The 23,475-nt window shown below is 69.9% G+C and carries 24 protein-coding genes and 1 pseudogene; 17 read left to right on the forward strand and 8 right to left on the reverse strand.

Going from position 1 to position 23,475, the window contains the following annotated elements; genetic code table 11:
* Nucleotides 1-364: 364 nt before the first annotated feature.
* Both AC6I9V_RS00825 and AC6I9V_RS00830 read right to left on the reverse strand, forming a co-directional pair.
* Nucleotides 365-682, reverse strand: a complete 318-nt coding sequence (locus AC6I9V_RS00825) for a DUF6457 domain-containing protein (protein ID WP_497897983.1) — start codon at nucleotides 680-682, stop codon at nucleotides 365-367.
* Between the two features lie 114 nt (nucleotides 683-796).
* Nucleotides 797-1,777, reverse strand: a complete 981-nt coding sequence (locus AC6I9V_RS00830; RefSeq protein ID WP_497900220.1) for a LysR family transcriptional regulator — start codon at nucleotides 1,775-1,777, stop codon at nucleotides 797-799.
* A 119-nt stretch (nucleotides 1,778-1,896) separates the two neighbouring features.
* On the opposite strand from AC6I9V_RS00830, the gene AC6I9V_RS00835 reads away from it, so the two are divergent.
* From AC6I9V_RS00835 to AC6I9V_RS00885, 11 genes are all read left to right on the forward strand, one after another.
* Nucleotides 1,897-2,787 (forward strand): FAD binding domain-containing protein, encoded by an 891-nt coding sequence (locus tag AC6I9V_RS00835; protein ID WP_497897984.1) that lies wholly within the window; start codon nucleotides 1,897-1,899, stop codon nucleotides 2,785-2,787.
* Nucleotides 2,788-2,792: 5 nt separating this feature from the next.
* Nucleotides 2,793-3,353: a (2Fe-2S)-binding protein gene (locus AC6I9V_RS00840; protein ID WP_497897985.1), complete on the forward strand. Its 561-nt coding sequence runs from the start codon at nucleotides 2,793-2,795 to the stop codon at nucleotides 3,351-3,353.
* Nucleotides 3,350-5,743 (forward strand): aerobic carbon-monoxide dehydrogenase large subunit, encoded by a 2,394-nt coding sequence (locus AC6I9V_RS00845; RefSeq protein ID WP_497897986.1) that lies wholly within the window; start codon nucleotides 3,350-3,352, stop codon nucleotides 5,741-5,743. The genes AC6I9V_RS00840 and AC6I9V_RS00845 overlap by 4 nt, the downstream gene beginning before the upstream one ends.
* A 1-nt stretch (nucleotide 5,744) precedes the next feature.
* Complete coding sequence (locus AC6I9V_RS00850) at nucleotides 5,745-6,671, forward strand: XdhC family protein (protein WP_497897987.1); 927 nt, start codon at nucleotides 5,745-5,747, stop codon at nucleotides 6,669-6,671.
* Complete coding sequence (locus AC6I9V_RS00855; RefSeq protein ID WP_497897988.1) at nucleotides 6,655-7,299, forward strand: nucleotidyltransferase family protein; 645 nt, start codon at nucleotides 6,655-6,657, stop codon at nucleotides 7,297-7,299. Before AC6I9V_RS00850 ends, AC6I9V_RS00855 begins: the two co-directional genes overlap by 17 nt.
* On the forward strand, nucleotides 7,296-8,219 hold the full coding sequence (locus AC6I9V_RS00860; protein WP_497897989.1) for an AAA family ATPase: 924 nt from the start codon (nucleotides 7,296-7,298) through the stop codon (nucleotides 8,217-8,219). The genes AC6I9V_RS00855 and AC6I9V_RS00860 overlap by 4 nt, the downstream gene beginning before the upstream one ends.
* Nucleotides 8,212-9,537 (forward strand): vWA domain-containing protein, encoded by a 1,326-nt coding sequence (locus AC6I9V_RS00865; RefSeq protein WP_497897990.1) that lies wholly within the window; start codon nucleotides 8,212-8,214, stop codon nucleotides 9,535-9,537. Before AC6I9V_RS00860 ends, AC6I9V_RS00865 begins: the two co-directional genes overlap by 8 nt.
* The gene (locus AC6I9V_RS00870; protein ID WP_497897991.1) at nucleotides 9,527-10,315 is read left to right on the forward strand and encodes an SRPBCC family protein; all 789 of its coding nucleotides are present in this window, start codon (nucleotides 9,527-9,529) and stop codon (nucleotides 10,313-10,315) included. The genes AC6I9V_RS00865 and AC6I9V_RS00870 overlap by 11 nt, the downstream gene beginning before the upstream one ends.
* A gap of 8 nt (nucleotides 10,316-10,323) precedes the next feature.
* Nucleotides 10,324-11,469 carry an XdhC family protein gene (locus AC6I9V_RS00875; protein ID WP_497897992.1) on the forward strand — a complete coding sequence of 382 codons (1,146 nt, stop codon included), beginning with the start codon at nucleotides 10,324-10,326 and terminating at the stop codon, nucleotides 11,467-11,469.
* Between the two features lie 70 nt (nucleotides 11,470-11,539).
* Complete coding sequence (locus AC6I9V_RS00880; protein ID WP_146337688.1) at nucleotides 11,540-12,160, forward strand: L-threonylcarbamoyladenylate synthase; 621 nt, start codon at nucleotides 11,540-11,542, stop codon at nucleotides 12,158-12,160.
* 46 nt (nucleotides 12,161-12,206) lie between these two features.
* On the forward strand, nucleotides 12,207-12,740 hold the full coding sequence (locus AC6I9V_RS00885; RefSeq protein ID WP_497897993.1) for a GNAT family N-acetyltransferase: 534 nt from the start codon (nucleotides 12,207-12,209) through the stop codon (nucleotides 12,738-12,740).
* Between the two features lie 201 nt (nucleotides 12,741-12,941).
* Here the strand turns inward: AC6I9V_RS00885 and AC6I9V_RS00890 are convergent.
* A pseudogene (locus AC6I9V_RS00890) lies at nucleotides 12,942-13,478 on the reverse strand (SDR family NAD(P)-dependent oxidoreductase); the annotation flags it as partial.
* A 42-nt stretch (nucleotides 13,479-13,520) separates the two neighbouring features.
* Nucleotides 13,521-14,225 (reverse strand): class I SAM-dependent methyltransferase, encoded by a 705-nt coding sequence (locus AC6I9V_RS00895; RefSeq protein WP_497897994.1) that lies wholly within the window; start codon nucleotides 14,223-14,225, stop codon nucleotides 13,521-13,523.
* A gap of 154 nt (nucleotides 14,226-14,379) precedes the next feature.
* Here AC6I9V_RS00895 and AC6I9V_RS00900 point away from each other — a divergent pair, with 154 nt between their 5' ends.
* Together AC6I9V_RS00900 and AC6I9V_RS00905 are read left to right on the forward strand one after the other, a co-directional pair.
* Nucleotides 14,380-14,811, forward strand: a complete 432-nt coding sequence (locus AC6I9V_RS00900) for a LexA family protein (RefSeq protein ID WP_497897995.1) — start codon at nucleotides 14,380-14,382, stop codon at nucleotides 14,809-14,811.
* 17 nt (nucleotides 14,812-14,828) lie between these two features.
* Entirely contained in the window at nucleotides 14,829-16,121 is a 1,293-nt protein-coding gene (locus tag AC6I9V_RS00905) for a Y-family DNA polymerase (protein ID WP_497897996.1), read from the forward strand.
* 66 nt (nucleotides 16,122-16,187) lie between these two features.
* Here AC6I9V_RS00905 and AC6I9V_RS00910 read toward each other — a convergent pair whose 3' ends face one another.
* Together AC6I9V_RS00910 and AC6I9V_RS00915 are read right to left on the reverse strand one after the other, a co-directional pair.
* Complete coding sequence (locus AC6I9V_RS00910) at nucleotides 16,188-17,066, reverse strand: AfsR/SARP family transcriptional regulator (RefSeq protein ID WP_349411652.1); 879 nt, start codon at nucleotides 17,064-17,066, stop codon at nucleotides 16,188-16,190.
* Nucleotides 17,067-17,492: 426 nt separating this feature from the next.
* The gene (locus AC6I9V_RS00915; protein ID WP_497897997.1) at nucleotides 17,493-18,167 is read right to left on the reverse strand and encodes a DedA family protein; all 675 of its coding nucleotides are present in this window, start codon (nucleotides 18,165-18,167) and stop codon (nucleotides 17,493-17,495) included.
* 240 nt (nucleotides 18,168-18,407) lie between these two features.
* Here AC6I9V_RS00915 and AC6I9V_RS00920 point away from each other — a divergent pair, with 240 nt between their 5' ends.
* The 4 genes from AC6I9V_RS00920 to AC6I9V_RS00935 all read left to right on the forward strand — a co-directional run bounded on the left by AC6I9V_RS00920 (nucleotide 18,408) and on the right by AC6I9V_RS00935 (nucleotide 21,771).
* Complete coding sequence (locus AC6I9V_RS00920) at nucleotides 18,408-18,797, forward strand: cupredoxin domain-containing protein (RefSeq protein ID WP_497897998.1); 390 nt, start codon at nucleotides 18,408-18,410, stop codon at nucleotides 18,795-18,797.
* Nucleotides 18,794-19,243 carry a hypothetical protein gene (locus tag AC6I9V_RS00925; protein WP_497897999.1) on the forward strand — a complete coding sequence of 150 codons (450 nt, stop codon included), beginning with the start codon at nucleotides 18,794-18,796 and terminating at the stop codon, nucleotides 19,241-19,243. Before AC6I9V_RS00920 ends, AC6I9V_RS00925 begins: the two co-directional genes overlap by 4 nt.
* Nucleotides 19,244-19,309: 66 nt before the next feature.
* Nucleotides 19,310-20,059, forward strand: coding sequence for a CDP-alcohol phosphatidyltransferase family protein (locus tag AC6I9V_RS00930; RefSeq protein ID WP_497898000.1), 750 nt, complete (start codon nucleotides 19,310-19,312; stop codon nucleotides 20,057-20,059).
* Nucleotides 20,060-20,271: 212 nt separating this feature from the next.
* Nucleotides 20,272-21,771, forward strand: a complete 1,500-nt coding sequence (locus tag AC6I9V_RS00935) for a sensor histidine kinase (RefSeq protein ID WP_497898001.1) — start codon at nucleotides 20,272-20,274, stop codon at nucleotides 21,769-21,771.
* Here AC6I9V_RS00935 and AC6I9V_RS00940 read toward each other — a convergent pair.
* Together AC6I9V_RS00940 and ligD are read right to left on the reverse strand one after the other, a co-directional pair.
* Nucleotides 21,719-22,429 (reverse strand): response regulator transcription factor, encoded by a 711-nt coding sequence (locus tag AC6I9V_RS00940; protein WP_497898002.1) that lies wholly within the window; start codon nucleotides 22,427-22,429, stop codon nucleotides 21,719-21,721. The genes AC6I9V_RS00935 and AC6I9V_RS00940 overlap by 53 nt on opposite strands.
* Nucleotides 22,426-23,460 (reverse strand): non-homologous end-joining DNA ligase, encoded by a 1,035-nt coding sequence (gene ligD, locus AC6I9V_RS00945; protein WP_497898003.1) that lies wholly within the window; start codon nucleotides 23,458-23,460, stop codon nucleotides 22,426-22,428. Before ligD ends, AC6I9V_RS00940 begins: the two co-directional genes overlap by 4 nt.
* Between the last annotated feature and the right edge of the window lie 15 nt (nucleotides 23,461-23,475).

Here is a 23,475-nt window from a genome sequence, read left to right on the forward strand (position 1 = left end):
CGCGCCAGCACCAGCGGACATGCCCAGTCCGTGCCGCAGCCACTGGACATGCCCAGTCCCGGCTGCGGCCACTGGACATAATGCCTGAATGTCCATCCTTCGCCGCCAAGGGAGGGCATGTCCATCGGGAGGGCTCACGCTTCGGAGGACATGCCCAATCCCGGCCGCGGCCACTGGACATAATGCCTATATGTCCATCGTTGGCCGCCAAGGATGGGCATGCCCCATCGGGAGCGCTTACGCTTCGGAGGACATGCCCAGTCCGTGCCGCGGCCACTGGACATAATGCCTATATGTCCATCGTTGGCCGCCAAGGAAGGGCCTGTCCCCCGGAGGTGGGTTGGCGGCACAGGGTGCCAGGATGCTATTGGGCGCGCTTGGCCCAGCCCTTCTCGTCCGGGCCGCCGGATTCGCCGTGTTCGCACAGTTCGATGACCTTGTTGGAGGCGGCGTGCACGGCTTCCTGGGTGCTCTTGCGTCCGTTGGTGGAGGCCGTCCCCGCGGCATAGCCCACGATGAACGCGCTGATGGCATCCGCGTGCGGCCCCACGGCCTTTAGTGACTCGTCCGCGACCTGGACGATCTTCTCGTGGTCGACTTCCAGATCCAGGATCTGCAGGGCCTGGATCAGGCGGGCGCTCCAGTGCCGCAGCGAGCTGTCTTCATCTCGGGGCAAAGTCATGTGCTACTCCTCTTCGTCGGTACAAACGTCGATCGGCTGTCCCTCAAGGGGTAGCACCGAATCCGGCCAATGTGCAACGCGACACAGGCAACGCCGGCCCCGGTGTGCCGGCCGTTAGCTCCACAACGCGACGTGGAACTTCGAACCGCGCCGCTCCAAGCCGCGGGAACCGCCGCGGGCGACCATGGCCGCCGTCGCGTCCGCGGTGCGGACAAAGCGCTGCAGGGTTTTCGCCATGGTGGTGGTGCGGTGCTGATCCAGCGTGCTGGCCCACCACAGTCCCGGAACGGGGGTGCCGGCGATGGGCAGGCGGAGCAGGGCGCCGCTGCGGACCTCGGCCTGGACGATGTGCCCGACGGCGAGCATGGTTCCCTCCCCTGCCCGCACGGCGGCCAGGGCGTCGGTCTCGCTGCTGAGCCTGATGATCTCCGGCACGACGCCGAGGCCCGCGAGCCAGCGCCCCTCCTCCGAGCTGTCCAGGATGCCCGCGGGGCCGGCGAACCACGGCCGCCCGAGCAGCCGCTCCACGCCGAGCGGGCCGCGCACCCGGCCCAGCGGGTCGGAGCCGGCCGCGACGAAGACCCGCTGGTAGCGCAGGAACGGGACGGACTCAATGCCCGGGTCGGCGGCCGGGGTGCCGGCGGGGGCCAGCGGCCTGGCACCAAGGGCGATGTCATAGGCGCGCTCCAGCAGCAGACCGGCGAGGTCCTCCGCAGCCACGGCGACCACGTCCACGGAAGCGCCGGGGACGCGTTTGGTGAACAGATCCAGCAGCCGGCCCGCCGCATGTTCGGCGAACGGGGCGGTGGCTGCAATTTTCAGCCGCCCGGCGTCGTTCTTGGCGTTGGCGACCTCCCAGCGGGCCTGGTCCGCGAGCCCGACGATGTCCTGCGCGTAGTCCGCCAGCGCCCGCCCGCCCGGGGTCAGCGAGATCCCGCCCGCGGCCCGCACAAACAAGGGATCGCCGAGATCCTGCCGGAGCGCCGCCAGGGCCGCGGAAACCGCGGGTTCGCTGACGCCCAGGGCCGTGGCCGCGGCGTGCAGGGAGCCCAGCCGCGCCACCAGCGCGAACGTCCGCAGCTGGCTCAACGTCATCGACACGGCTTCATAACCTTTCGCTTATGTCGATATTGACACCCCTCTCGGGGCGGGGCAACACTTGCCTTAAACCGGCGCCGTGCGACGTTGCCTGCGCCCCGGAGTGAGGTGGGACTATGCAGATTCCGGCTCCATTCGACTATGTTCGCGCCACCACCGTGGAGAACGCGCTCGAGCTCCTGGCACGCCACGGCCCGGAGTCGCGGATCATCGCCGGCGGCCACAGCCTGCTTCCTATGATGAAGCTCCGCCTCGCCCGGCCCGAGTGGCTGATCGACATCAACGACCTCTTTGAACTGGACTTCATCCTGCAGGGCGGCGGGGAGCTGCGCGTCGGCGCCCTCACCCGGCACAGCACACTGCTGGAGTCGGAGGAAATCGCCCGGCTGTTCCCGATTGTCCGGGACGCCGAACGCGTCATCGCCGACCCGGTGGTGCGCAACCGCGGCACGATCGGCGGCTCGCTCTGCCAGGCTGACCCGGCCGAGGACCTCTCCACGGTCTGCGACGTCCTCGGCGCCGTGGCGGTGGTCCGCGGCCCCGGCGGCGAGCGCATCCTGTCGATGCGGGACTTCCACCGCGGCCCGTACCAGACCGCCGTCGGGGCGGACGAGCTGCTGTCCGAAGTCCGGTTCCCGGTTCGGCCCCGTTCCTCCAGCGCCTACGAGAAGGTGGAGCGGCGCGTGGGCGACTGGGCGGTCGGAGCTGCCGGCGCGGCCGTGACCCTCGCGGCGGACGGCAGCATCGCCGAGGCCGCCGTCGGGCTGACGGCGCTGGGCCTGGACCACACCGTCGCGGAGGCCGCCGAACTGCTGCGGGGCAAGCAACCCTCCGAGGAGCTGTACGCCGAGGCCGGCGCTCTGGCGGCCGAGGCCTGCGACCCGGTGGCGGACCAGCGCGGGCCGGTCGACTACAAGCGGCACCTGGCCGACGAACTCACCCGGCGGGTCCTGCGGCGGGCCTGCGCCCGCGCCGCCGGGACGGCCGAACAGACCCAGGAAGGCTGAAGCACATGCAGATCAGCATGACCGTGAACGGCAACGAAGTGACGTCCGAGATTGAACCGCGGGTGCTCCTGGTGCATTACATCCGCGAGGTGCTGGGCCTGACCGGCACCCACTGGGGCTGCGACACCAGCAACTGCGGCACCTGCGTGGTCCTAATGGACGGCCAGCCGGTGAAGTCCTGCACCGTCCTCGCGGCCATGGCCGCCGGGCACGACATCCGCACCGTGGAGGGGCTCGCCAGCGGGGCCACACTGGATCCGGTCCAGCAGGGCTTTATGGAGGAACACGGGCTGCAGTGCGGCTTCTGCACCCCGGGCATGATGCTCACCGCCCGCGCCCTGCTGGATAAGAACCCGCACCCGGACGAGGGTGAGATCCGGCAGGCCATCTCCGGCCAGATCTGCCGGTGCACCGGCTACGCGACGATCGTCCGCTCGGTGCAGTGGGCCGCCGCCCACCCCGCCGCCGCTACCGGCGGCGAAGGCGCCGACGAGGTCCTCGACGGCACCGACACCGTGGTGGAGGACGTCGCGGCGGAAACCGACAATGCAGAGGTGAAGGCATGACTGTCATCCACGAGCGGGGCAGCAACCCCGCAGCCGGCGACGCGGACCGCCCGATCGGCTACGGCCGCATCCAGCGCAAGGAAGACCCCCGCTTCGTCCGCGGCAAGGGCCACTACATCGACGACCTCGTGCTGCCCGGCATGCTGCACGGCGCGATCCTGCGGGCCCCGGTGGCGCACGCCCGGCTCGTGTCGATCGACACCACCAACGCCCTGGCCCACCCCAAGGTCCTGGCCGTCATCACCGGCAAGGACCTCGAGGGCCTCAAACTCGCCTGGGCGCCGACGCTCTCCGCCGACGTGCAGGCCGTGCTGGTCACGGACAAGGTCCGGTTCCAGGGCCAGGAGGTCGCGTTCGTCGTCGCCGAGGACCGGTACGCCGCCCGCGACGCGCTGGAACTGATCGACGTCGAATACGACGTACTGCCGCCGCTGGTCGACGCGCGCCGGGCCCTCGACGCCGACGCCCCCGTCATCCGGGACGAAATCGCCGGCCGGACAGACAACAAAATCTTCGACTGGGAGATCGGCAGCGCGGCGGAGACCGAGGCCGTATTCTCAAGTGCCGACGTCGTCGTCAGCCAGGAGATGGTCTACCCGCGGGTGCACCCGGCGCCGATGGAAACCTGCGGCGCCGTCGCCGACTTCGATGCCGTGAACGGCAAGCTGACCCTCTACGAGACCACCCAGGCCCCGCACGCCCACCGCACGCTGTTCGCGATCGTCGCGGGCATCCCGGAGCACAAGATCCGGATCGTGTCCCCGGACATCGGCGGCGGCTTCGGCAACAAGGTGGGCATCTACCCCGGCTACATCCTCGCCGTCGTCGGCTCCATCGTCACCGGCCGACCGGTCAAGTGGGTGGAGGACCGTTCCGAGAACCTGATGTCCACCTCGTTCGCCCGCGACTACATCATGCAGGGCGAGATCGCGGCGACCCGGGACGGCAAGATCCTGGCCCTGCGCACCAACGTGCTGGCCGACCACGGCGCCTTCAACGCCACCGCCCAGCCCACCAAAACCCCGGCCGGCTTCTTCTCCATCTTCACCGGCAGCTACGACCTGCAGGCCGCCTACTGCAAGGTCACCGGCGTCTACACCAACAAGGCCCCCGGCGGCGTGGCCTACGCCTGCTCGTTCCGCGTCACCGAGGCTGTGTACCTCGTGGAGCGGATGGTGGACATCCTCGCCCGGAAACTGGAGATGGACCCCGCGGAGCTGCGGCTGAAGAACTTCATCAAGCCGGAGCAGTTCCCCTACGCCAACAAGACCGGCTGGGTCTACGACTCCGGTAACTACGAGGCGGCCATGCGGCAGTCCATGGAGCTGGCCGGCTACGAGGACCTCCGCCGCGAACAGCAGGAGAAGCGGGCCAAGGGCGAGCTGATGGGCATCGGTATCTCCTTCTTCACGGAGGTCGTCGGCGCCGGGCCGCGCAAGCACTTCGACATCGTGGGCCTGGGCATGGCCGACGGCGCCGAACTCCGGGTCCACCCCACCGGCAAGGCCGTGGTCCGGATCTCGGTGCAGAGCCAGGGCCAGGGCCACGAAACCACGTTCGCGCAGATCGTCGCGGAGGAACTCGGCATCCCGCCGGAGAACATCGACGTCGTCCACGGCGACACGGACCAGACGCCGTTCGGCCTGGGCACCTACGGCAGCCGTTCGACGCCGGTCAGCGGCGGCGCCGTGGCGCTCGTGGCGCGCAAGGTCCGGGAGAAGGCCAAGCTGATCGCCGCAGCGATGCTGGAGACCCGCCCGGAGGACCTGGAATGGGAGAAAGGCCGCTGGTTCGTCAAGGGCGACCCCACCGCGGGCAAGACCATCGAAGACATCGCGATGGCCGCCCACGGGACGCTGACGCTGCCCGAGGGCGTGGACGGCAACCTCGACGCGGAAGTCACCTACGACCCGCCCAACCTCACCTTTCCGTTCGGCGCGTACATCTGCGTCGTCGACATCGACCCGGGCACCGGGCACGTCAAAGTGCGGCGCTTCGTGGCGGTGGATGACTGCGGGACCCGGATCAACCCGATGATCATCGAGGGCCAGGTCCACGGCGGCCTGACCGACGGCGTCGGGATGGCGCTGATGGAGATCATCGAGTTCGACGCGGACGGCAACAACCTGGGCGGGTCCTTTATGGACTACCTGATCCCCACCGCCATGGAAGTGCCGGACTGGGAGACCGGTTTTACGGTCACTCCCTCCCCGCACCACCCCATCGGCGCCAAGGGCATCGGCGAGTCAGCCACGGTCGGCTCCCCGCCGGCGATCGTCAACGCCGTCGTGGACGCGCTGGCGCCGTTCGGGGTCACGCACATGGACATGCCTTGCACACCGGCCCGGGTCTGGGCCGCCATGCAGGGCCGGGCAAGGCCGCCGATCTGAGATGGCCGCCACCGCTGAATCCATCGCCGCCCGGGCCGGCGAGCTCGCCGCCCGCCGCGAGCCGTTTGTGCACGCCACGGTGGTCCGCGCCCAGCATCCGACCAGCGCCCGCGCCGGCGACACCGCCCTGCTGCTGCCCGGCGGCGAGCTCCAGGGCTTCGTCGGCGGGAACTGCGTTGAGTCCTCGGTCCGGGAGTACGGGCTGCAGGTGCTGGCCTCCGGGGAACCCCTGCTCTTGCGCGTCCTGCCCGGCGAACCGTCGCACCGCACCGAGGAGGGCGCCGTCGAGGTGTCCAACCCGTGCCTGAGCGGCGGCGCGATCGAGATTTTCCTGCAGCCCCGGAACCCGGCGCCCCGGGTGGTGGTGGTCGGGGGCGCACCGGTGGCGCAGGCGCTCGCCGCGCTGGGGCCAGGCGTCGGGTTCGACGTCGAACTGGCCGACGGCGACGCGGCCCAGCCCCGTGCGGGGGACGCAGCCCTGATTGTCGCCTCGCACGGCAAGGCCGAGGAGGGCGCCCTCGAAGCGGCGTTGCGCGCCGGCGTGCCCTACGTGGCCCTCGTCGCGAGCGAGGTGCGCGGCGCCGCCGTGCTGGACTCCCTCGACGTCGACGATGTGTTGCGCTCTCGGGTTTACACGCCGGCGGGGCTGCAGCTGGGCGCGCGCACCCCCGGGGAAATCGCCCTGTCCATCCTCGCCCAGCTGGTCCAGGAGCGGGCCACGGCGCGGGCCCACGCGCACACCGGCGGGGTTCCGGCCCCCTCGACCCCGCAGCCGAAGACCGCGGTGGATCCGGTGTGCGGCATGTCCGTGCCGGCGGTGGAATCGTCCCTGCACCTCGAGCACAACGGCGTCACCGTCTACTTCTGCTCCCCTGGCTGCCGCGCGGCCTTCCGCAAGGACCCGGAGCGCTATGCCCTCAGCACCTGACTCCCCCATCCCTGAGTCCCCGGTCCCGGCCGGCACGGCCGCCGTCATCCTGGCGGCCGGGGGCTCGCGGCGCCTGGGCAGGCCCAAGCAGTTGCTCCCCTACGGCAGCGGAGTGCTGCTGGACGCCGTCCTCGCGACGGCCCGGCGCTGCGGTTTCGCCCAGACTGTGCTGGCCCTGGGCGGCTCCGCCGAGGAGGTCCTGGGCGCCGTGGACACCTCGGGCTGCGAGGTGGCGCTCAACCCCGACTACGACGAGGGCTGCTCATCCTCGATTGCCGCCGCGATGGCCCTGCTGCGGCCGGATACCAGTGCGGTAGTGCTGCTGCTCGGTGACCAGCCGGGCGTCCGCGCCGGGAACGTGGCACCGCTGCTCCGCGCCCTGGCACGGCCGGACGGCCCCGGGGCCGCCGTATGCCGTTACGACGACGGCGTCGGCCATCCCCTGGCGTTCAGCCGGCGGCTGCTGCCGGACTTGGCCTCGCTGCACGGGGACAAGGCTGTGTGGAAGCTGCTGGAGCAGCGGGCGGACGACGTCGTCGAGGTCCGGACGCCGGGGCCCGTCCCGCTGGACGTCGACAACGAGGAGGACTACCAGCGAGTGCTGGCCGAGCTGCAGGGGGCCGGGTGACCACGGCGGCCCGGACGGGGGCAGAGGACGAGATACAGCGGCGGGTCCCGGACGTGGCGTCGCTGATGGCGGCCCTGGACCGGCACGACTACCTGGCCGACACTGGGCTGGCGACCGCCCTGTTCCTCGCGGTGCGGCTGCCGCAGCCGATCCTGCTCGAGGGCGAGGCGGGGGTGGGCAAAACGGAGGCCGCCAAGACCCTCGCGGAACTGCTGGACACACCCCTGTTCCGGCTGCAGTGCTACGAGGGCATCGACGCAGGCGAGGCCCTCTATGAGTGGAACCACCAGCGCCAGCTGCTGGGCATCCGGCTGGCCGAGGCCCGCGACGCCGAAGTCAGCGAAGCCGAGCTGTTCGGCCCCCAATACCTGCTGCGCCGGCCGCTGCTCCAGGCAATCGAGCACCCCGGGCCGCGGCCGGCCGTGCTGCTGCTGGACGAGATCGACCGAGCCGACGCCGAGTTCGAGGCGTTCACCTTCGAGCTCCTCGCGGAAGCCTCGGTCACCATCCCCGAGCTCGGCACCATCCGCGCCACCCATCCGCCCATCGTGGTCCTGACCTCCAACCGCACCCGGGACCTGCACGATGCGCTGACCCGCCGCTGCCTCTACCACTGGATCGACTACCCCGGGCCGGGGCGGATCGCCGAGATCGTCCGCCGCCGCGTGCCGGCCAGCAGCGGGCCGCTGGCGCTGCAGGCCGCCGCGGTGATCACCCGGCTGCGGACCCTTGACCTGGCGAAGCCGCCGGGGATCTCGGAGGCGATCGACTGGGTCTCGGCACTCGCGGTGCTGGGCATCGAGCGGATCGACGCCGCCACGGCCGAACAGACCTGGGGCTCGATCGTCAAGAACCGTGACGACCTGGAGCTGGTGGACTCCCGCGGGGCAGCCTGGCTGGTGGGAGGCACGGGTGACTGAGACGAGGCCGGAGCCGGTTGCCCCGCCGTCGTTTGTGGAGGCTGCCGCCCTGGCCGCCGCCGTCATCACGGCCCTGCGCCGCGCCGGCGTTTCCTGCTCCCCGGACCGGGCCGCCCGGCTGGCGGAGGCCCTCCGCCTGGTCCCCCCGACATCCCTGGAACGGCTCTACTGGACCCTGCGCGTGGTCCTGGTAGCCAGCCTCGAACAGCTTCCGGTGTTCGACGCCGTGTTCAACACCGTCTTCCGGGGCGGCTTCGATCCGGCCGCAGCGCTGGACCGCAGCGCCGGCACCCCCGTCCCGGCGCCGCCTGCCCCGCCGCCGGACGAGGGATCGAGCCCCCGGCCCGCTGCGGACAGCGGCCGCCCCACCGAGTCCGGCCCCACCGCCGGCCCCCGGCACCCTGCCGTGGCGACGGGCCGCGACGACGACGGCGCCCCCTCCGGACCCGATCGCGACGCCATCCTCGCGATGGCATCCACGGAGGAGCACCTGCACGGGACAAACTTTGCCGAGCTCTCCGCGGCCGAGGCCGCCGACGTACGGCGGCTCGCAGCCCGGATCCAGCTGGCCACACCCGTGCGCCGGAGCCGGCGGACCCACAAATCGCCGCACAGCAGCGCGCGCCTGGACGTCCGGGCCACCGTGCGGGCCGCCCGCCGCTCCGGCCACGACTCCCCCCGGCTGTACTACGCCCGGCGCCGGGAGCAACGGCGCAAGCTGGTGCTGCTGTGCGACGTGTCCGCTTCGATGGAGTCCTACTCCCGGGTCTTCCTGTCCCTGCTGCAGGGTGCCGTCGCGAACGCCGGAGCTGAGGCCTTTGTGTTCTCCACCCGGCTCACGCGACTGACCCGTCAGCTGGCTCACCGTGATCCTGATCTGGCCCTCGCAGAGGCCGCCGCCACGGCGCCCGACTGGGCCGGCGGCACCAGGATCGCCGGGAGCCTGCGGCGCTTCCTGGACGACTACGGCCGCCGCGGGCTGGCCCGGGGCGCCGTCGTGGTGGTGTTCTCCGACGGCTGGGCGCAGGAGGATACGGAACAGGTCGCTGCGCAGATGGCCCGGCTGCGGCGTCTCGCGCACCGGGTGGTCTGGGTGAACCCGCGCAAGGCCGCGCCGGGCTACCGGCCGCTGGCCGGCGGCATCGCCGCGGCGCTGCCCTACTGCGACGCCTTCGTCAGCGGACACAGCTATGCGGCGCTGGCGGAGCTCGCGGCCGCCATCCGGGGCGACGTCGTGACGGCACCGGACGGGCGAACTCCGGGACCACCAAGGACCGGCACACAACGGGAAGACAAGGGAGCAGCTCATGCAGATTGACAGCAATTTTTCGGTGGTGGCACCGATCGACAAGGTCTGGGACACCCTGATGGACTTCGAACGGGTGGCAGGCTGCCTTCCGGGCGCCCAGATCCTGAACAAGCTCTCCGACGACGCCTACCAGGTCGGCATGACGGTCAAGCTGGGCCCGGTGAACATGCAGTACAAGGGGCTGCTCAACGTTCTGGAGCGCAACGCCGCCGAGCACCGGGCAGTGCTCGGCGGCAAGGCCCAGGAAACCCGCGGCCAGGGCACTGCGGAAGCCCAGGTCACGCTGGCCCTCACGGAGGAAGGGAGCACCACGCGCGGAACCGTCAGCGCCGATCTGGCGCTCTCGGGCAAGGCGGCGGCGATGGGGAAAAGCGTGATCGGCAGTGTCACCGAACAAATGATGGGGCTGTTCGCCGGCAACCTGCAGGCCATGCTCGCCGAACCGGGTGCGGCGTCGACCGCCGCCGTCGAAGGGGCGACTGCCACTGTCGAGGGGGCGACGGCGGCCGCGGGACCTGCACCTACGGCGGCCGCCAGCCCGGTGGCGGCGCCCTCACCCGTGCCCGCAACCTCGGGCGCCGGCGCGCCGTCCCCACAGCCGCTGCCCGCGCCGTCGCCGTCGCCGTCGAGCAGCCTCGATGCCTTCAGCCTCGCCAAGGGCATCGCCGCCGACCAGCTCTCCAGCCCCGGCAAGGTCCTCGGCCTGGTCGCTGCCGTGGCCTGCGTCGCCTACTGGGCGGGCCGGCGCTCCGCGTTCCGGATGCTCCGGCTCTGCGGAAGGCTCTAGGGGGCACCATGCGGGATGTCCTGGCGGCCATCATGCCGGACTGGCAGCACGGCACCACCGCCGGCCTCGCCACCGTGGTGAGCACGTTCAAGTCCGCTCCCCGGCTGCCCGGCGCTTCCATGGCCGTTACGGCCGGCGGGGAGGCCGTCGGATCGGTGTCCGGAGGCTGCGTGGAAGGCGCCGTGTACGAACTCGCCACCCAGGTCAAGGACGACGGCGTCCCGGTGCTGGTGCGGTACGGGATCAGCGACGACGACGCGTTCGCCGTCGGCCTGACCTGCGGCGGGATCATCGACATCTTCGTTGAGCCGGTGTCGCGGGAGCGTTTCGCCGAGCTCGACGGCGTCCGGCAGGACATCGCCGCCGGGAAGCGGGTGGGGGTGGCCACGGTTATCGAGCACCCCGACAGCGCGTGGCTGGGACGGCATCTGGTGGTCCGTCCGGACGGCTTCGAGGGCAACCTGGGCTCGGAGCGCGCCAACCTGGCCGTCGGCGACGACGCCCAGGGCTATCTGGCGGCGGGCCGGACCGGCATTCTGAGCTACGGCCCGGACGGGGAGCGGCTGGACAGCGGGATGCGGATCTTCTTCACCAGCTACGCCCCGGCGCCGCGGATGCTCGTCTTCGGCGCGATCGACTTCGCCTCGGCGCTGGCGCGGCTCGGCACCTTCCTGGGCTACCGGGTGACCGTCTGCGACGCCCGCGCCGTTTTCGCCACGCCGGCGAGGTTTCCCGACGCCGCCGAGGTGGTCAACGAGTGGCCGCACCGCTACCTCGCCGCTCAGCAGAAGGCGGGGCTGGTGGATGAACGGACGGTCATCTGCGTCCTCACGCACGACCCGAAGTTCGATATTCCGCTGCTGGAGGTAGCCCTGCGCGGCGGCCCGGTGGCGTTTGTCGGGGCGATGGGGTCCCGCCGCACCCACGAGGACCGGCTGAGGCGGCTGCGCGAGGCCGGACTCGGCGATGCCGAGCTGGCCCGGCTGCACAGCCCCGTCGGCCTGGACCTCGGCGCCCGGACCCCGGAGGAGACGGCGGTGTCCATCGCCGCGGAGATCATCGCCAAGCAGTGGAGCGGTAGCGGCGAGCCACTGCGGCAGCTGGACGAACGGATCCACCACGACGAACTGCACCGCGAACAGCCGCCGGCCTAGCCGCAGTTCGACGTCGGCCCCCACCCCCGAAGGTACAGCAGCCCCGCGGCGCCGGGCGTAAGCTCATGCCATGGCGAGATTCTTCGATGTGCACCCCGATAACCCCCAGCCGCGCTCCATCACGCAGGTAGTGGAGCTGCTGAAGTCCGGCGGCCTGATCGCCTACCCGACCGACTCCTGCTACGCCCTGGGCGCCCAGCTGGGGAACCGGGACGCCCTGGAGCGGATCCGCGCAATTCGGCATCTGGACGACAAGCACCACTTCACGCTGGTCTGCAAGGACTTCGCCCAGCTCGGCCAGTTCGTGCAGATCGACAACGACGTGTTCCGCAGCATCAAAGCCGTGACGCCGGGCAGCTACACCTTCATCCTGCCCGCCACCAAGGAGGTGCCGAAGCGGCTGCTGCACCCGAAGAAGAAGACCGTGGGCGTCCGGATCCCGGACCACACAGTGGTCCAGGCGCTGCTGGCCGAACTTGGCGAGCCGCTGCTTTCCAGCACCCTGCTGCTGCCGGACGAGGAGGAGCCGCTGACCCAGGGCTGGGAAATCAAGGAGCGGCTGGACCACGTGGTGGACGCCGTGATCGATTCCGGTGACTGCGGGGCGGAGCCGACGACGGTCATCGACTTCTCCAGCGGCGTTGCCGAGGTTGTCCGCCACGGCATGGGCGACCCGTCCAGGTTCGAATAGGGACCAATAGCCCCGGAACCGAAGCCCGTTCGACTAGGCTCTTGGGATGCCTCGCCTCATCGCTCCGGACGTCCGCTTCCACTCCACCTGGCTGGAGGGATCCGCTGAATTCAACGGAGCCCACCGGGACGGCGGAGGCGCTGAGGACTGGTCCTTGGATGAGCTTAGGGATGCCGGGTCGTTCCGCCGCTTTGTGGACGCCCTCATCAACGGTGCTTTGCCGGAGACCCCGCGGAAACCGGGCTATGTGCCCTGCACGTACCTGTGGATCGTCGAGGGCGAGAAGTTCCTTGGCTCCCTGGCCGTCAGGCATGAGCTGAACGATTTCCTCTTCAATGAGGGCGGCCACATCGGTTACAGCGTGCGGCCCTCCGCCCGGCGCCGCGGCCACGCGGCGGCAGCGCTGGCTGAGGCCCTGCCGGTTGCCCGGGACCTCGGAATCCCCCGCGCTCTCGTGACCTGCGACGAGGACAATGCCGGTTCGCGGGCAACTATCGAAAAGAACGGCGGCGTCTACGAGGACAGCCGCAACGGCAAACGCCGCTATTGGATCGATACCGCCCCCAACGGCGGCGCCTGACCTCCTACGCCGGGCTGCTCTTTGAGGTCCGGGTTGGTTCGCCTGCTCTACCAGGAAAGATCCTCTTCTCCGAGGGAACAGAATCGGGGGGACGTCCGCACACCCGAATCGACCAGGTCGCGCAGTTGCCCGGGCGGCGGTGCGCGGATCTTTGGACGCATCGGGCTGCCCCATCCCAGTCGCCAGTTTGCCCGGGTGTACCGCCCAGCAGCGAACCCGTCCCTGGAGGTCTTGCGCCAGCGCTACGGTCAGCATGTTCTGCGCGGCTTTGGAGATTTTGTAGGCATAACTCGTCGACAGGTCTGAGAAGTCACCGTTGGCCTGGGCCGCCAGGGACCCCAGCCGGGACGTCACGTTGATAATGATCGAATCAGGGGCCGCCAAGAGGTTCGGCAACAGGAACTGCACCAGGCGCAGCGCACCGGCAACGTTCACGTCAACGGCGTTCAAGATTCCTTCCGGCGGAATCGCCCCGAGGTTGCCATGGGGTGCTCCCTGCGCCGCGTTATGGATCAGCACGTCGACGGGGCGGCCGTCTAGGGCCTCAAGAAGTTCTGTCGCAACGGCTGATCGAACATCATGGTGGACGGTTACCACGTCGCGTGCGTGCGTGCGGGCGCTCTCGGGCTGAGGCGTCCGCGCGATCGCTATGACGCTCCAGCCGGACGCCGAAAACTCGTTGACCAGGGACAGCCCAAGACCGCGGCTGGCACCTGTCACCACAGCCAGTTTCTTCATCTGCTCAGGCTAGCCGTAGTGCGGGGCGATTCTTGTGCTGGCCTAGTTGGCCTCGAGGACGAAGAAGATGAAGGACAGGAACGCCGACTTCTCCCCGCTGAGGATGCGCGGCGGAAGCAGTTCGCGCGGCGTGTCCGGAGCCGGTTCAGGTTCGCTCACGGTGGCCACGCGGTAGCCCGCCGATATGAAGGCGTTGATCATCGCGTGCAGCGGCCGGTGCCAGAAGGTCAGGACCGCCGGTTCGCCGTCGAACTCATAGTCCTCCGAGTACTGCCGGAGGGCGAAATAGTCCTCGGCCGGCTGGGTGACCACACTGACCGTGGGGTGGTTGACGGACAGGATCAGGCGGCCGCCCGGCTTCAGCACGCGCCGCACTTCGGCAAGCGGCGCCGACCAGTCCTCCAGATAGTGCAGCACCAGGGACGCGACGACGTCGTCGAAGGAGCCATCGGCGAAAGGAAGCGGCTTGCTGAGGTCGGCCACGTGCAGGTCCGCGGACGCGCCCAACCGCTGTCTTGCCAGCTCCAGCATCGCCGGACTGGAATCGAAGCCGGTCATGACCGCGCCCTTCGCGCCCAATGCCGCGGACAGCGGCCCGGCGCCGCACCCCGCGTCCAGGATCCGGCGCCCGTCGACGTCGCCCGCGAGCGCAATCATCGCCGGCCGCTCGTAGTACGCGTTGAGGAGGCTGGACTCGTTCTCCGCCGAATAGCTCTGGGCGAAACTGTCATAGTGGTCGACCTTCATTGCTCTTCCCTTCAGGCGAAATCCCACGGGCGGGACAATAAGGGTTGACCCTAGCAAGCCGGCACCGCCCTTCACCAGCCACGGCGCCGAGGGTCCATTGTCACCCCTCGGGGCTACACTTGGATTCGAAGATATGTTCGAATAAAGGTGTGTTGTGGGCGTAATCATCGGGCCGCGCGTGATAGATGCGGGCTCCTCTCTCTTGTCGGTGCTGATCTCGCCGGTACCGGTCGCCGCCGGCTATCCGTCGCCGGCCCAGGACTACTTTGACGGCCGGATCGACCTCAACGAACACCTCATCAAGGACATCACCAGCACCTACGTAGTGCGGGTGTCCGGGGACTCGATGGAGGGCGCCGGCATCAGCGACGGCGACGAACTCATCGTGAACCGGGCACTGGAGCCCCGCGACGGCTGCGTCGTCGTCGCCGTCCTCGACGGCGAACTCACCGTCAAGCGCCTCCGCCTGTCAGCGTCCGGGGTGGTCCTGCAGGCGGACAACCCGCGCTACCCCGACATCCGGGTGCCCGCCCTCGCCGACCTCGTCATCTGGGGTGTCGCCACCCGGTGCCTGCACCATGTCTGAGACCATGCCTGAGACCAATGATTGAGTCCCGCGTCCGCCGAGGCAGCATCGCGCTCGTGGACGTGAACTGCTTCTACGCCAGCGCCGAACGCGCCTTCGACCCCTCACTAGAGGGCAGGCCCGTGGTGGTGCTCTCGAACAACGACGGCTGCGCGGTCACCCGCTCGGTCGAAGCGAAGGCCCTCGGCATCCCCCTCGGGGAACCCTGGTTCAAGATCGCCCCGCGGGCCAAAGAGTGGGGGCTGGTGGCAAAGTCAAGCAACTACGAGCTTTACGGGGACATCAGCGCCCGCGTGATGGAACTCCTGGGCCGCTATTCGGCCTGGTTGGAGGTGTACAGCATCGACGAGGCCTTCCTGGGCGTCCGGGGCACCCCGGAGGAGTTGCTGCGGTTGGGCCAGACCATGAAGACGGCGGTGCGCCGGAATGTGGGCGTCCCGGTCTGCGTCGGCATCGCCGGCACCAAAACCCTTGCGAAGCTGGCCAACAAGTGGGCCAAGCACAACCCGGACTTCGACGGCGTCTGCCATTGGGATTCTGTTCCCGCGGACAGGCGGGAGCACCTGATGGCCCGGCTGCCCGTGATCGAACTCTGGGGTGTCGCCACGCGGCTGACAAAACGACTCAACGGGATGGGGATCCATACCGTGCTGGATCTCGCCCGCACGGACCCGATCAGAATCAGGGACCGCTTCTCGGTGGTGCTGATGCGGACCGTCCTGGAACTTCAGGGCACCCCCTGCATCCCGCTCGAGGAGGAACGCGTCGGCCGCGACCAGCTGATCTTCAGCCGGTCCTTCGCCACGCCCATCAGCACCGCGGCCGGCATGCGCCAGGTCCTCGGCATCTACGCCCAGCAGGCCAGCGCCCGGCTCGCCAGGCACGAGCTGCAGGCCGCGGTCCTCACCGCGTTCGCCGCGACGTCCCACTACAACCCCCGCGACAGCTCACACCCCTCGGCCTGTGTCCGGCTGCCGATGCCCACCGCGGATCCGGTGCTGCTGGCCCGGGCGTCCTACGCCCTGCTCCCCCGGATCGACGACGGCGTGAAGTACGCGCGGGCGGGCATTATGGTCACGGACCTGCGCCCGACCGCCCGCCAGGCTCCACTGGCTGCCTTTGAGAACCCGCATGAGGAACGCGGCATCGGCCCGCTGCTCGAGGAGGTGAGCCGCAAATACGGCCGGGGCTCCATCGGCCTGGGGCACGCCGGAATCCGCGGCGGACCGGACTGGACGATGAAGCGCGACATGCTGTCCCCGCGTTACACCACCCACTGGGACGAACTGCCCGTGGTCAGAGCGGGCTGACACCGCCGACCCGCCTGATAGCCGGACCCCGGTCCGACGAAGGGGCAGTGGCGGGACAGGTGCGGCTCAGACGGCCGCGCGGACGCGCTGGAGGAAGGAATCCAGGATCCGTCCGGCGTTCTCATGCAGCCGGTCGTCGGCCGCCAGGCGCTGCGGTCCGGCGCCGTGCAGCCTCTCGCCCAGGAAGAGCAGGGCCGCCAGTACTTCGGAGAGTTCCGTGTTCGCCTCCGCGCGCTGGCGCAGGAGCCGCAGATGCGCCGCCTGGAGAGCCGGGCCGGGAGAGCAGGCCAGGTCCCGGTCAAAGAGCCGGCGGCAACGGTCATAGGCGGAGAGGCCCTCCACCGGCAGTCCGGCAAGTTCGTACGCAGTCACCAGGACCGTCCAGGCCCGCTCGTTCAGCGGCTCCGTCCGAATCGCTGCCTGCGCCCAGCGGATCGCCTCGTCATGGCGCTCCAGAAAGGTCGCCGTCTCGGCGGCGAAGATCATCGCGGCGACCCGCTCAGCGGAGTGGCGGGTGCGGGCCTCTTCTGCCCAGTCGGCCACGAGTTCGAAGCCGAGGAGCGGTTCGGCGGAGAGTTCCAGGGCCTCAAGCAGGAGCGGATACGCATCGGCCGGGGCCGCGAGGCTGGCCGCGCGGAGCAGACCGCGGAATCGCGAGAGGTCCAGATCCACCAGCTGGGGATCCAGCACGTAGCCGCTGTTCGCGGTCCGGAGCGGGCCCGTCTTGGTCTGGCCCGGCTGAATCGCTCGGCGGATACCGCTGACATAGCTCTCCAGGGTTGCCACGGCGCCGTCACTGGCACTTGGACCCCAGAGGATCTCGATCAGGCGGGTTTTGGAGACCGGCGTGCCCAGATTCAGCAGGAGAATCTCAAAAATGTGCCGCGGTTTACACCCGCCCAGATCCGCGGCAGTGAGTGCCACGCCGTCGCGGCGGATTTCCAAGGATCCAAAAAGTTGAACGGATATCGATGGTGTTGCTCCCGGCAAATTGTTCACGATGTTCTCCGATTTCCCCAGGTAAAACGATTTAAATCGCGTCATTCAAAGGCCGAAGTAGAGACGGAACAGTGCGGACTGAAACCCCTGTTCCAGCCGACCCCTCACAGCCACCGTGACACGATGAACATTGGGCAACAAGCAGGGAAACTACCCGATTTCCGGGGGAATGAAAGACGGGTACGGCTGCCAGTACTGCTGAGTAAGCGCGCGAGAACAGATGCAGGTAATCACGGTCCGGGCCAAGTAGGCAGCACCGGGAAAGAGTGCCGCTTCAAGTATCCGCGGAACCTCACCTGCCACATTCGCGGACTCGTCAACCACGTAGCCGGACGGCGCCCGCGGGCCCGGATTTGGCACACAAACGACGCACTATTTGCCGGCAGGGGTGCCGCGGCCTGATTTCCGCCGTCGGATTGCCCTGACAATAAACCACGCCACGAGGGCGGCGACGGCCACGTAAACGGCGTAATTGAGGTACCGGGAATATTGCTCGATCAGCTCGTACTGGGCTCCGAGGAAGGCGCCCAGACCGATCAGGAGCCCGTTCCAGAGTCCGCTCCCGGCGATAGTGAAAAGGCTGAAGGTGAGCATGTTCATTTTCTGGGCGCCGGCGGGAAGGCTGATCAGGCTCCGCACGCCGGGGATCAGCCGGCCGAAGAAGATGGCCGGCCGGCCGTGGCGGTCGAACCAGTGTGCGGCCTTCTCAAAATCCTCCCGGTCCACCAGCGGCAGCCGGGATAGCCAGCGGATGGACCGCTCCAGCCCCAGGCGGGCGCCGAGCCAGTAGAGCAGCAGCGCACCCACATACGCGCCCAGGGTGCTGGTGAGGAAGACGAGCGCCAGGCTCATGGATCCCTGGCGGGTGAGGAAACCGGCCAGCGGCAGGATGACCTCGCTGGGGATTGGCGGAAAGACCGTCTCCGCCAGCGTGAACAGCCCAACACCCCATTCCCCGAACGCGTCGATGGCTTGGGCAGCGAAGCCGACGATTCCGGTCAGCTCGTGCGCTTGGGACGCTACAGGCACCACGGCGGGCACGGACATCGTTCGGACTCCTCGGGCGCGGCGGAACTCGGGTCATCCCCTACCCTGCCACACCCTCCCCCGCCGGACCGCCATCCACCCGACCGCGACGCCGTCGCCCCGAGCGCTTTCCGGCCGGTTCCCCGGCCACGGACCTGCGCTCCCGGGTCGGCGCTATTTCCCTGCAACGGGAGGAAGATTGGATCAGGCAGCAACACGTCCAAAGCCACGAATCCGGGTCACCGGGATAGGGGTTGCACCATGAACACCGGAAATGCGCGCGTCACGCTCCTGCTGGCGGCGGTCCTGCTGGGAGCTGCCGGCTGCGCCCCGGGAGGCGGACCCGCGGCGCCCCCGGCCAACACGGCCGGCCCGGCAACTGCACCTGCAAGTGCAGCTGCCACTATGGCCATCACCATCCGCGACTTCGGCTACGGCGAGCCGCTGCTGGTGCCCGCCGGGGCCGCGCTGACCATAACGAACATGGACAGCGCCGCACACACCGTCACCGCCGACGACGGCTCGGCGTTCGACGCCGACGTCAAGGGCAGCGGCGGCACGGCCACCTTCACCGCACCGTCCAAACCCGGAACGTACACCTACCACTGCAGGTACCACCCCAGCATGCACGGGACGCTGACGGTCCGGTGAGCGTACCAGCCAGCCGCGCCGCGCCGACCCGGGGACGGGGACGAGACGTTGGCCTGCGTGCCCTCACGGCCGTTGCCCTGCTGGTCGATGCCGCGGTCCACCTCCATCTCGCTCCCGGCTACCAGGCCGGCTCTCCGCAGGGCATCGGCCAAGGCACCCTGTTCCTGCTCGAATCCGCGGCGGCCGCGCTCGCCGCGCTGGCGGTGCTGCTGCGCGGCAGCCGGGCCGCGTACGCCTTCGCCCTGCTGGTGGCGCTGAGCGCGTTCGCTGCCGTCGTGCTCTACCGCTACGTGGACCTGCCCGCTTTCGGCCCGTTTCCGGCCATGTACGAGCCGGTCTGGTACTTCGAGAAGGCGGCCAGCGCGGTCGCAGAGGGCGCCGGCGCCGTGCTCGCCGGCGTCGGCCTGGCACGGACGCGTACCCGGTACCGCGCGCCGGCACGCTGACGTCGGCCGGCGCCCTTGCCGGGCCCGTCCTGAACGGTGCGTTGTTAGCAAGGGGGCGAGGTGCCCATGGCAATCAGAACACCCGGCCGCGGATCGGCCGACGTCGCGGCCGCCGCGGCCGCCTACTTCGCTGCGGGCGGTTGGCTCGTGTCCGTTCACTCCCCGGACCCACTCGCCGGACTGGTGGCTACGGGCGCCGGCGCCGCGGTAATGGTCCGCACCGCCGGGTCAATCCTGCAGCGCAGGCCCAGAGTGTGCACGCCGGCGGACCGCGTCACCCTGGTCCGGGCGGTGCTGGTGGCGTGCTGTGCGGCGTTGGCCGCCGCCAGCTTCCTCGGCCGTCAGCCCCCGGGGACGCTACTGCTCCTCCTGGGTGCCACGGCGTGGGCGCTGGACGCGCTGGACGGCCCGGTGGCGCGGCGAACCCGTTCGGCGTCCGAGGCCGGCGCACGCCTGGACACCGAGACGGACGCGGCCTTGACGCTGGTGCTTTCCTGCGCCGCGGCGGCCGCCCTCGGACCGTGGACACCCCTGATCGGTTCGCTGTACTACGCCTTTACCGCCGCCGGCCGGTTCCGCCCCGCCCTGCGGAAGACCCTTCCGCCCTCGCGCGCCCGCAAGGCCATCGGCGCTGTCCAGCCGGGTGCCCTGCTGCTGGCCCTGGCGCCCGGGGTCCCGGCGGCTGTGGGGGCGGCGGGACTCCTCGCGGCCCTTGCCCTGCTGCTGTTCTCCTTCGGCCGCGACGTCGCTGCCCTGGAACGGAGGGCGGCTGAGCAACCCGAGGCGGCCGGTACCGCAGTCATCCCCGGCAGCTGACGCGCAGCTGATGGACAGGCGGGTCTGAGGAGGCCGCCGGACAAGTGTCCGGCCGCGCACTGGTTGAGGAGAGTGCGCGGCCGGGATCTTTGGCGTTGGACTACAACGTGGGGCCTGCCTCTACTGTGGCCCTTTGCACCTGAGAGGAGCCTGAGGACACCAGGGCGGGGTGAATGGTTGTCGCGGTCCCCGAGTTGCACCATTCTTGGAGCATGGAACACGACGCGCCCGTGGATGGGACGGCGGGTACCGGCCGCGGCCGGACCGGCCCGCCGCGGGGCAGTGCGACCTGGGGCCTGCGGAAGCGGTCGACGGCGGTCGCCGTCGCCGTCGTGGCCCTCGCGCTCCTGCTCGGCAGTGTGGTCCTGCTGGGACTGCTGCAGGCCTCCCTGAGCGCCTCCACGGAATCCGCCGCACGCCGCAAGGCCCATGACGTCATCAGCCAAGTCGAGGACCAGGACATCGCCGATGCCGGGGACTATCTGTTCGCCACCGCCCATGCCGGGCAGGTGGTGCAGATCCTTGATCCCGCGGGCGCCGTTGTCACAGCCTCCGACTCGGCCGTGGAGAAGGTGCCCCTGACCGCCCTGCGGCCCGCGCCCGGCCGCACCCTGACCGAGGAGGTCAGCAGCCTGCCCGGCGTCGACGGCGGGGACGACTTCCTGGTCGTGGCCACCGGCGCCCAGGTGGGACCCACGGCGTACACGGTGGTCGTTGCCTCGACCATCCAGATCCAGGCGGACACGCTGGCCACGGTCGCGTGGTTCATGTTCGGGGCCACCCCGCTGCTGCTCGCGGTGGTGGGGGTCTCGGTCTGGCTGCTCGTCGGGCGTTCACTGCGCCAGGTCGAACGGATCCGCGGCCAGGTCGCGCGGATCAATGCCCAGCGCCTCGACGGCCGGGTGGACGTGCCGCCAACCCACGACGAAATCCAGGCCCTGGCCGTCACCATGAACATGATGCTGGACCGCCTGCAGGCCTCGGACCGGGAGCAGCGGCGCTTCGTGTCCGACGCGAGCCACGAACTGCGCAGCCCGCTCGCCACCCTGAGCGCCGGAGTGGAGATCGCCTCGGCCGATCCGACCGGCGTGACCTGGAACCAGATGAAGTCCGTCCTGGCCGGGGAAACCGCCCGGATGCGTTACCTCGTGGAGGACCTGCTGACGCTCGCAAAAGCCAACGACGGCGGCCTGCGGCTGGAGAGCGCCGACGTGGACCTCGACGACGTTGTGGACCAGGAAGTCCGCCGGCTGCGGTCCACCAGCAGCCACAAGGTGACGGCGCAGCTCACCCCGGCGCGGATCACCGGGGACGCCCGGCGGATCGGCCAGGTGCTCCGCAACGTGCTGGATAATGCGGACCGGCACGCCCTCTCCCGGATTACGGTCGCCCTCCGCATCAGGAAGGAGGGCGCCGTACTGACGGTGGACAACGACGGCGATCCGATCCCCGCCGCCGACCGGGACCGCGTTTTCCAGCGGTTCGTCCGGCTCGACCAGAGCCGGTCCCGGGAGGGCGGCGGCAGCGGGCTGGGCCTGGCCATCGCGGCGGGCATCATGGCAGCCCACCATGGGACCATCCGGGCCACGAGAAGCCCCTCCGGCGGGTGCCGCTTCGAAATGACCTTCCCCGCCCAGCGGGACGCCGGGTTGACCGCCGTCACGCCCCGCGCTGCTGAGAAGCCCCGGCCGCAGCGCTCCGGTCGGCGCTGAGCAGGTAGCCCATGCCGCGGACCGTCACGAGGGTCTGCACGCCGAACGGGGCATCAATCTTGCGCCGCAGGTAGCCGATGTAGACCTCCACCACGTTGTCGCCGCCGTCGAAGGCCGGATCCCACACGTTGTCGAGGATCTCGGACTTGGAGACCACCTGGTCGTGGCGGCGCATCAGGTACTGCAGCAGCCCGTACTCGCGCGCCGTGAGGCCGATCGCGGAGTCCCCGCGGCGCACGGTCCGGGTGACCGGGTCCAGGGTGAGGGTCCCCAGCGTCAGCACCACCGGCCGCTCGGGGGCGCCCCGGCGCACCAGCGCCCGGACGCGTGCCACCAGCACCAGAAAGCTGAACGGCTTGGTGAGGTAGTCGTCCGCGCCCAGATCGAAGGCGTCGGTCTCGTCGTACTCCCCGTCTTTCGCGGTGAGCATCAGCACCGGGGTCCAGATACTGCGGGCCCGCAGTTCCCGCAGCACGTCGTAGCCGTTCTTGAGCGGCAGCATCAGATCCAGCAGGATCACGTCGTAGCTGTTTTCGGTCGCCGCGGATAGCCCGCTCACGCCGTCGTGCATGACGTCGACGACGAACCCCTCGTTGCTCAGACCGCGGCGGACCGTTTCGGCGAGCGCCGCCTCGTCCTCCACCATCAGGATCCTCACGGCTGCCCCGGCTCCTTGGTCCGGGCACGGCTGGGCTGCACCCGCGGCGGTTCGCCCGGCATCTTCGGGAAGTCCGGCGGGAAGGGAAGCTCGCCGTGGCCCGCGGCCAGGTCCCGTTCCCACCACCCGAGCAGGGCGTCGAGCGAGCCCGGGCTGGTATGCATGCCGGCCCAGGGATCCCCGGTGGCCTGGAGCCGGCCGGGGACGGTCGCGACGGTGAACTGCAGGGGGTCCGCGCCGTCCAGCTCGTCCCAGTCCAGCGGGCAGGACACGGTGGCGGCAGGCAGCGCCCGCGGGCTGTAGGCTCCGGCGATGGTGCGGTCGCGGTTGGCCTGGTTGTAGTCCACAAAGACTTTGGCACCGCGTTCTTCCTTCCACCAGGCGGTGGTGACCTGTTCCGGCATCCGGCGTTCAAGTTCGCGCGCGGCGGCGATGACGGCGTGCCGAACCTCGAGGAATTCGTGGGCCGGCTCGATCGGGGCGAAGACGTGCAGCCCGCGGTTGCCGGAGGTCTTGATGAAGGCTGTCAGTCCTGCCTCGGCCAGCACCCGGCGCAGTTCCCGGGCGGCGGGCACGGCGTCCTTGAACCCGGTGCCCGGCTGCGGATCCAGGTCAATCCGCAGCTGGTCCGGGTTGTCCGGGTTTGAGGCCCGGGACGCCCAGGGGTGGAAGACCACGGTGTTCATCTGGACCGCCCACACGGCAGCGGCAATCTCGTCGATCACCAGCTGGGGGTGGGAGCGGCCGCTCGGGTAGACCACGTCCACCGCCCGCACGAAGTCAGGGGCGCCCTTGGGCGGGTTCTTCGAAAAGAACTGCTCGCCGTCGACGTTGCCGGAGAACCGTTGCAGCGTAATGGGCCGGTCACCGTTGGCTTCCAGGAAGGCATCCCCGACGGCGATCATGTAATGGGCCAGGTCCAGCTTGCTCAGGCCCGCCCCGGGCCAGAGCAGCCTGCTTGGACTGGAGATCCTGAGTTCCCTGCTGCCGTCCGGTCCCTCAACGGAAACCGTGGTTTCTTCCCGCGCCATGAGGACAAGCTACCC

It is taken from the genome of Arthrobacter sp. SlRoot2-15, from assembly GCF_059739345.1.

What these genes read in the sequence shown, in the direction of transcription:
- AC6I9V_RS00905 (WP_497897996.1), top strand. Translation starts at nt 14,829, where the DNA reads ATGATTGAGTCCCGCGTCCGCCGAGGCAGCATCGCGCTCGTGGACGTG.
- AC6I9V_RS00895 (WP_497897994.1), bottom strand. Translation starts at nt 14,225, where the DNA reads ATGAAGGTCGACCACTATGACAGTTTCGCCCAGAGCTATTCGGCGGAG.
- AC6I9V_RS00825 (WP_497897983.1), bottom strand. Translation starts at nt 682, where the DNA reads ATGACTTTGCCCCGAGATGAAGACAGCTCGCTGCGGCACTGGAGCGCC.
- AC6I9V_RS00870 (WP_497897991.1), top strand. Translation starts at nt 9,527, where the DNA reads ATGCAGATTGACAGCAATTTTTCGGTGGTGGCACCGATCGACAAGGTC.
- AC6I9V_RS00935 (WP_497898001.1), top strand. Translation starts at nt 20,272, where the DNA reads ATGGAACACGACGCGCCCGTGGATGGGACGGCGGGTACCGGCCGCGGC.
- AC6I9V_RS00840 (WP_497897985.1), top strand. Translation starts at nt 2,793, where the DNA reads ATGCAGATCAGCATGACCGTGAACGGCAACGAAGTGACGTCCGAGATT.
- AC6I9V_RS00850 (WP_497897987.1), top strand. Translation starts at nt 5,745, where the DNA reads ATGGCCGCCACCGCTGAATCCATCGCCGCCCGGGCCGGCGAGCTCGCC.
- AC6I9V_RS00830 (WP_497900220.1), bottom strand. Translation starts at nt 1,777, where the DNA reads ATGACGTTGAGCCAGCTGCGGACGTTCGCGCTGGTGGCGCGGCTGGGC.
- AC6I9V_RS00880 (WP_146337688.1), top strand. Translation starts at nt 11,540, where the DNA reads ATGGCGAGATTCTTCGATGTGCACCCCGATAACCCCCAGCCGCGCTCC.
- AC6I9V_RS00855 (WP_497897988.1), top strand. Translation starts at nt 6,655, where the DNA reads ATGCCCTCAGCACCTGACTCCCCCATCCCTGAGTCCCCGGTCCCGGCC.
- AC6I9V_RS00875 (WP_497897992.1), top strand. Translation starts at nt 10,324, where the DNA reads ATGCGGGATGTCCTGGCGGCCATCATGCCGGACTGGCAGCACGGCACC.
- AC6I9V_RS00930 (WP_497898000.1), top strand. Translation starts at nt 19,310, where the DNA reads ATGGCAATCAGAACACCCGGCCGCGGATCGGCCGACGTCGCGGCCGCC.
- AC6I9V_RS00915 (WP_497897997.1), bottom strand. Translation starts at nt 18,167, where the DNA reads ATGTCCGTGCCCGCCGTGGTGCCTGTAGCGTCCCAAGCGCACGAGCTG.
- AC6I9V_RS00835 (WP_497897984.1), top strand. Translation starts at nt 1,897, where the DNA reads ATGCAGATTCCGGCTCCATTCGACTATGTTCGCGCCACCACCGTGGAG.
- ligD (WP_497898003.1), bottom strand. Translation starts at nt 23,460, where the DNA reads ATGGCGCGGGAAGAAACCACGGTTTCCGTTGAGGGACCGGACGGCAGC.
- AC6I9V_RS00885 (WP_497897993.1), top strand. Translation starts at nt 12,207, where the DNA reads ATGCCTCGCCTCATCGCTCCGGACGTCCGCTTCCACTCCACCTGGCTG.
- AC6I9V_RS00845 (WP_497897986.1), top strand. Translation starts at nt 3,350, where the DNA reads ATGACTGTCATCCACGAGCGGGGCAGCAACCCCGCAGCCGGCGACGCG.
- AC6I9V_RS00920 (WP_497897998.1), top strand. Translation starts at nt 18,408, where the DNA reads ATGAACACCGGAAATGCGCGCGTCACGCTCCTGCTGGCGGCGGTCCTG.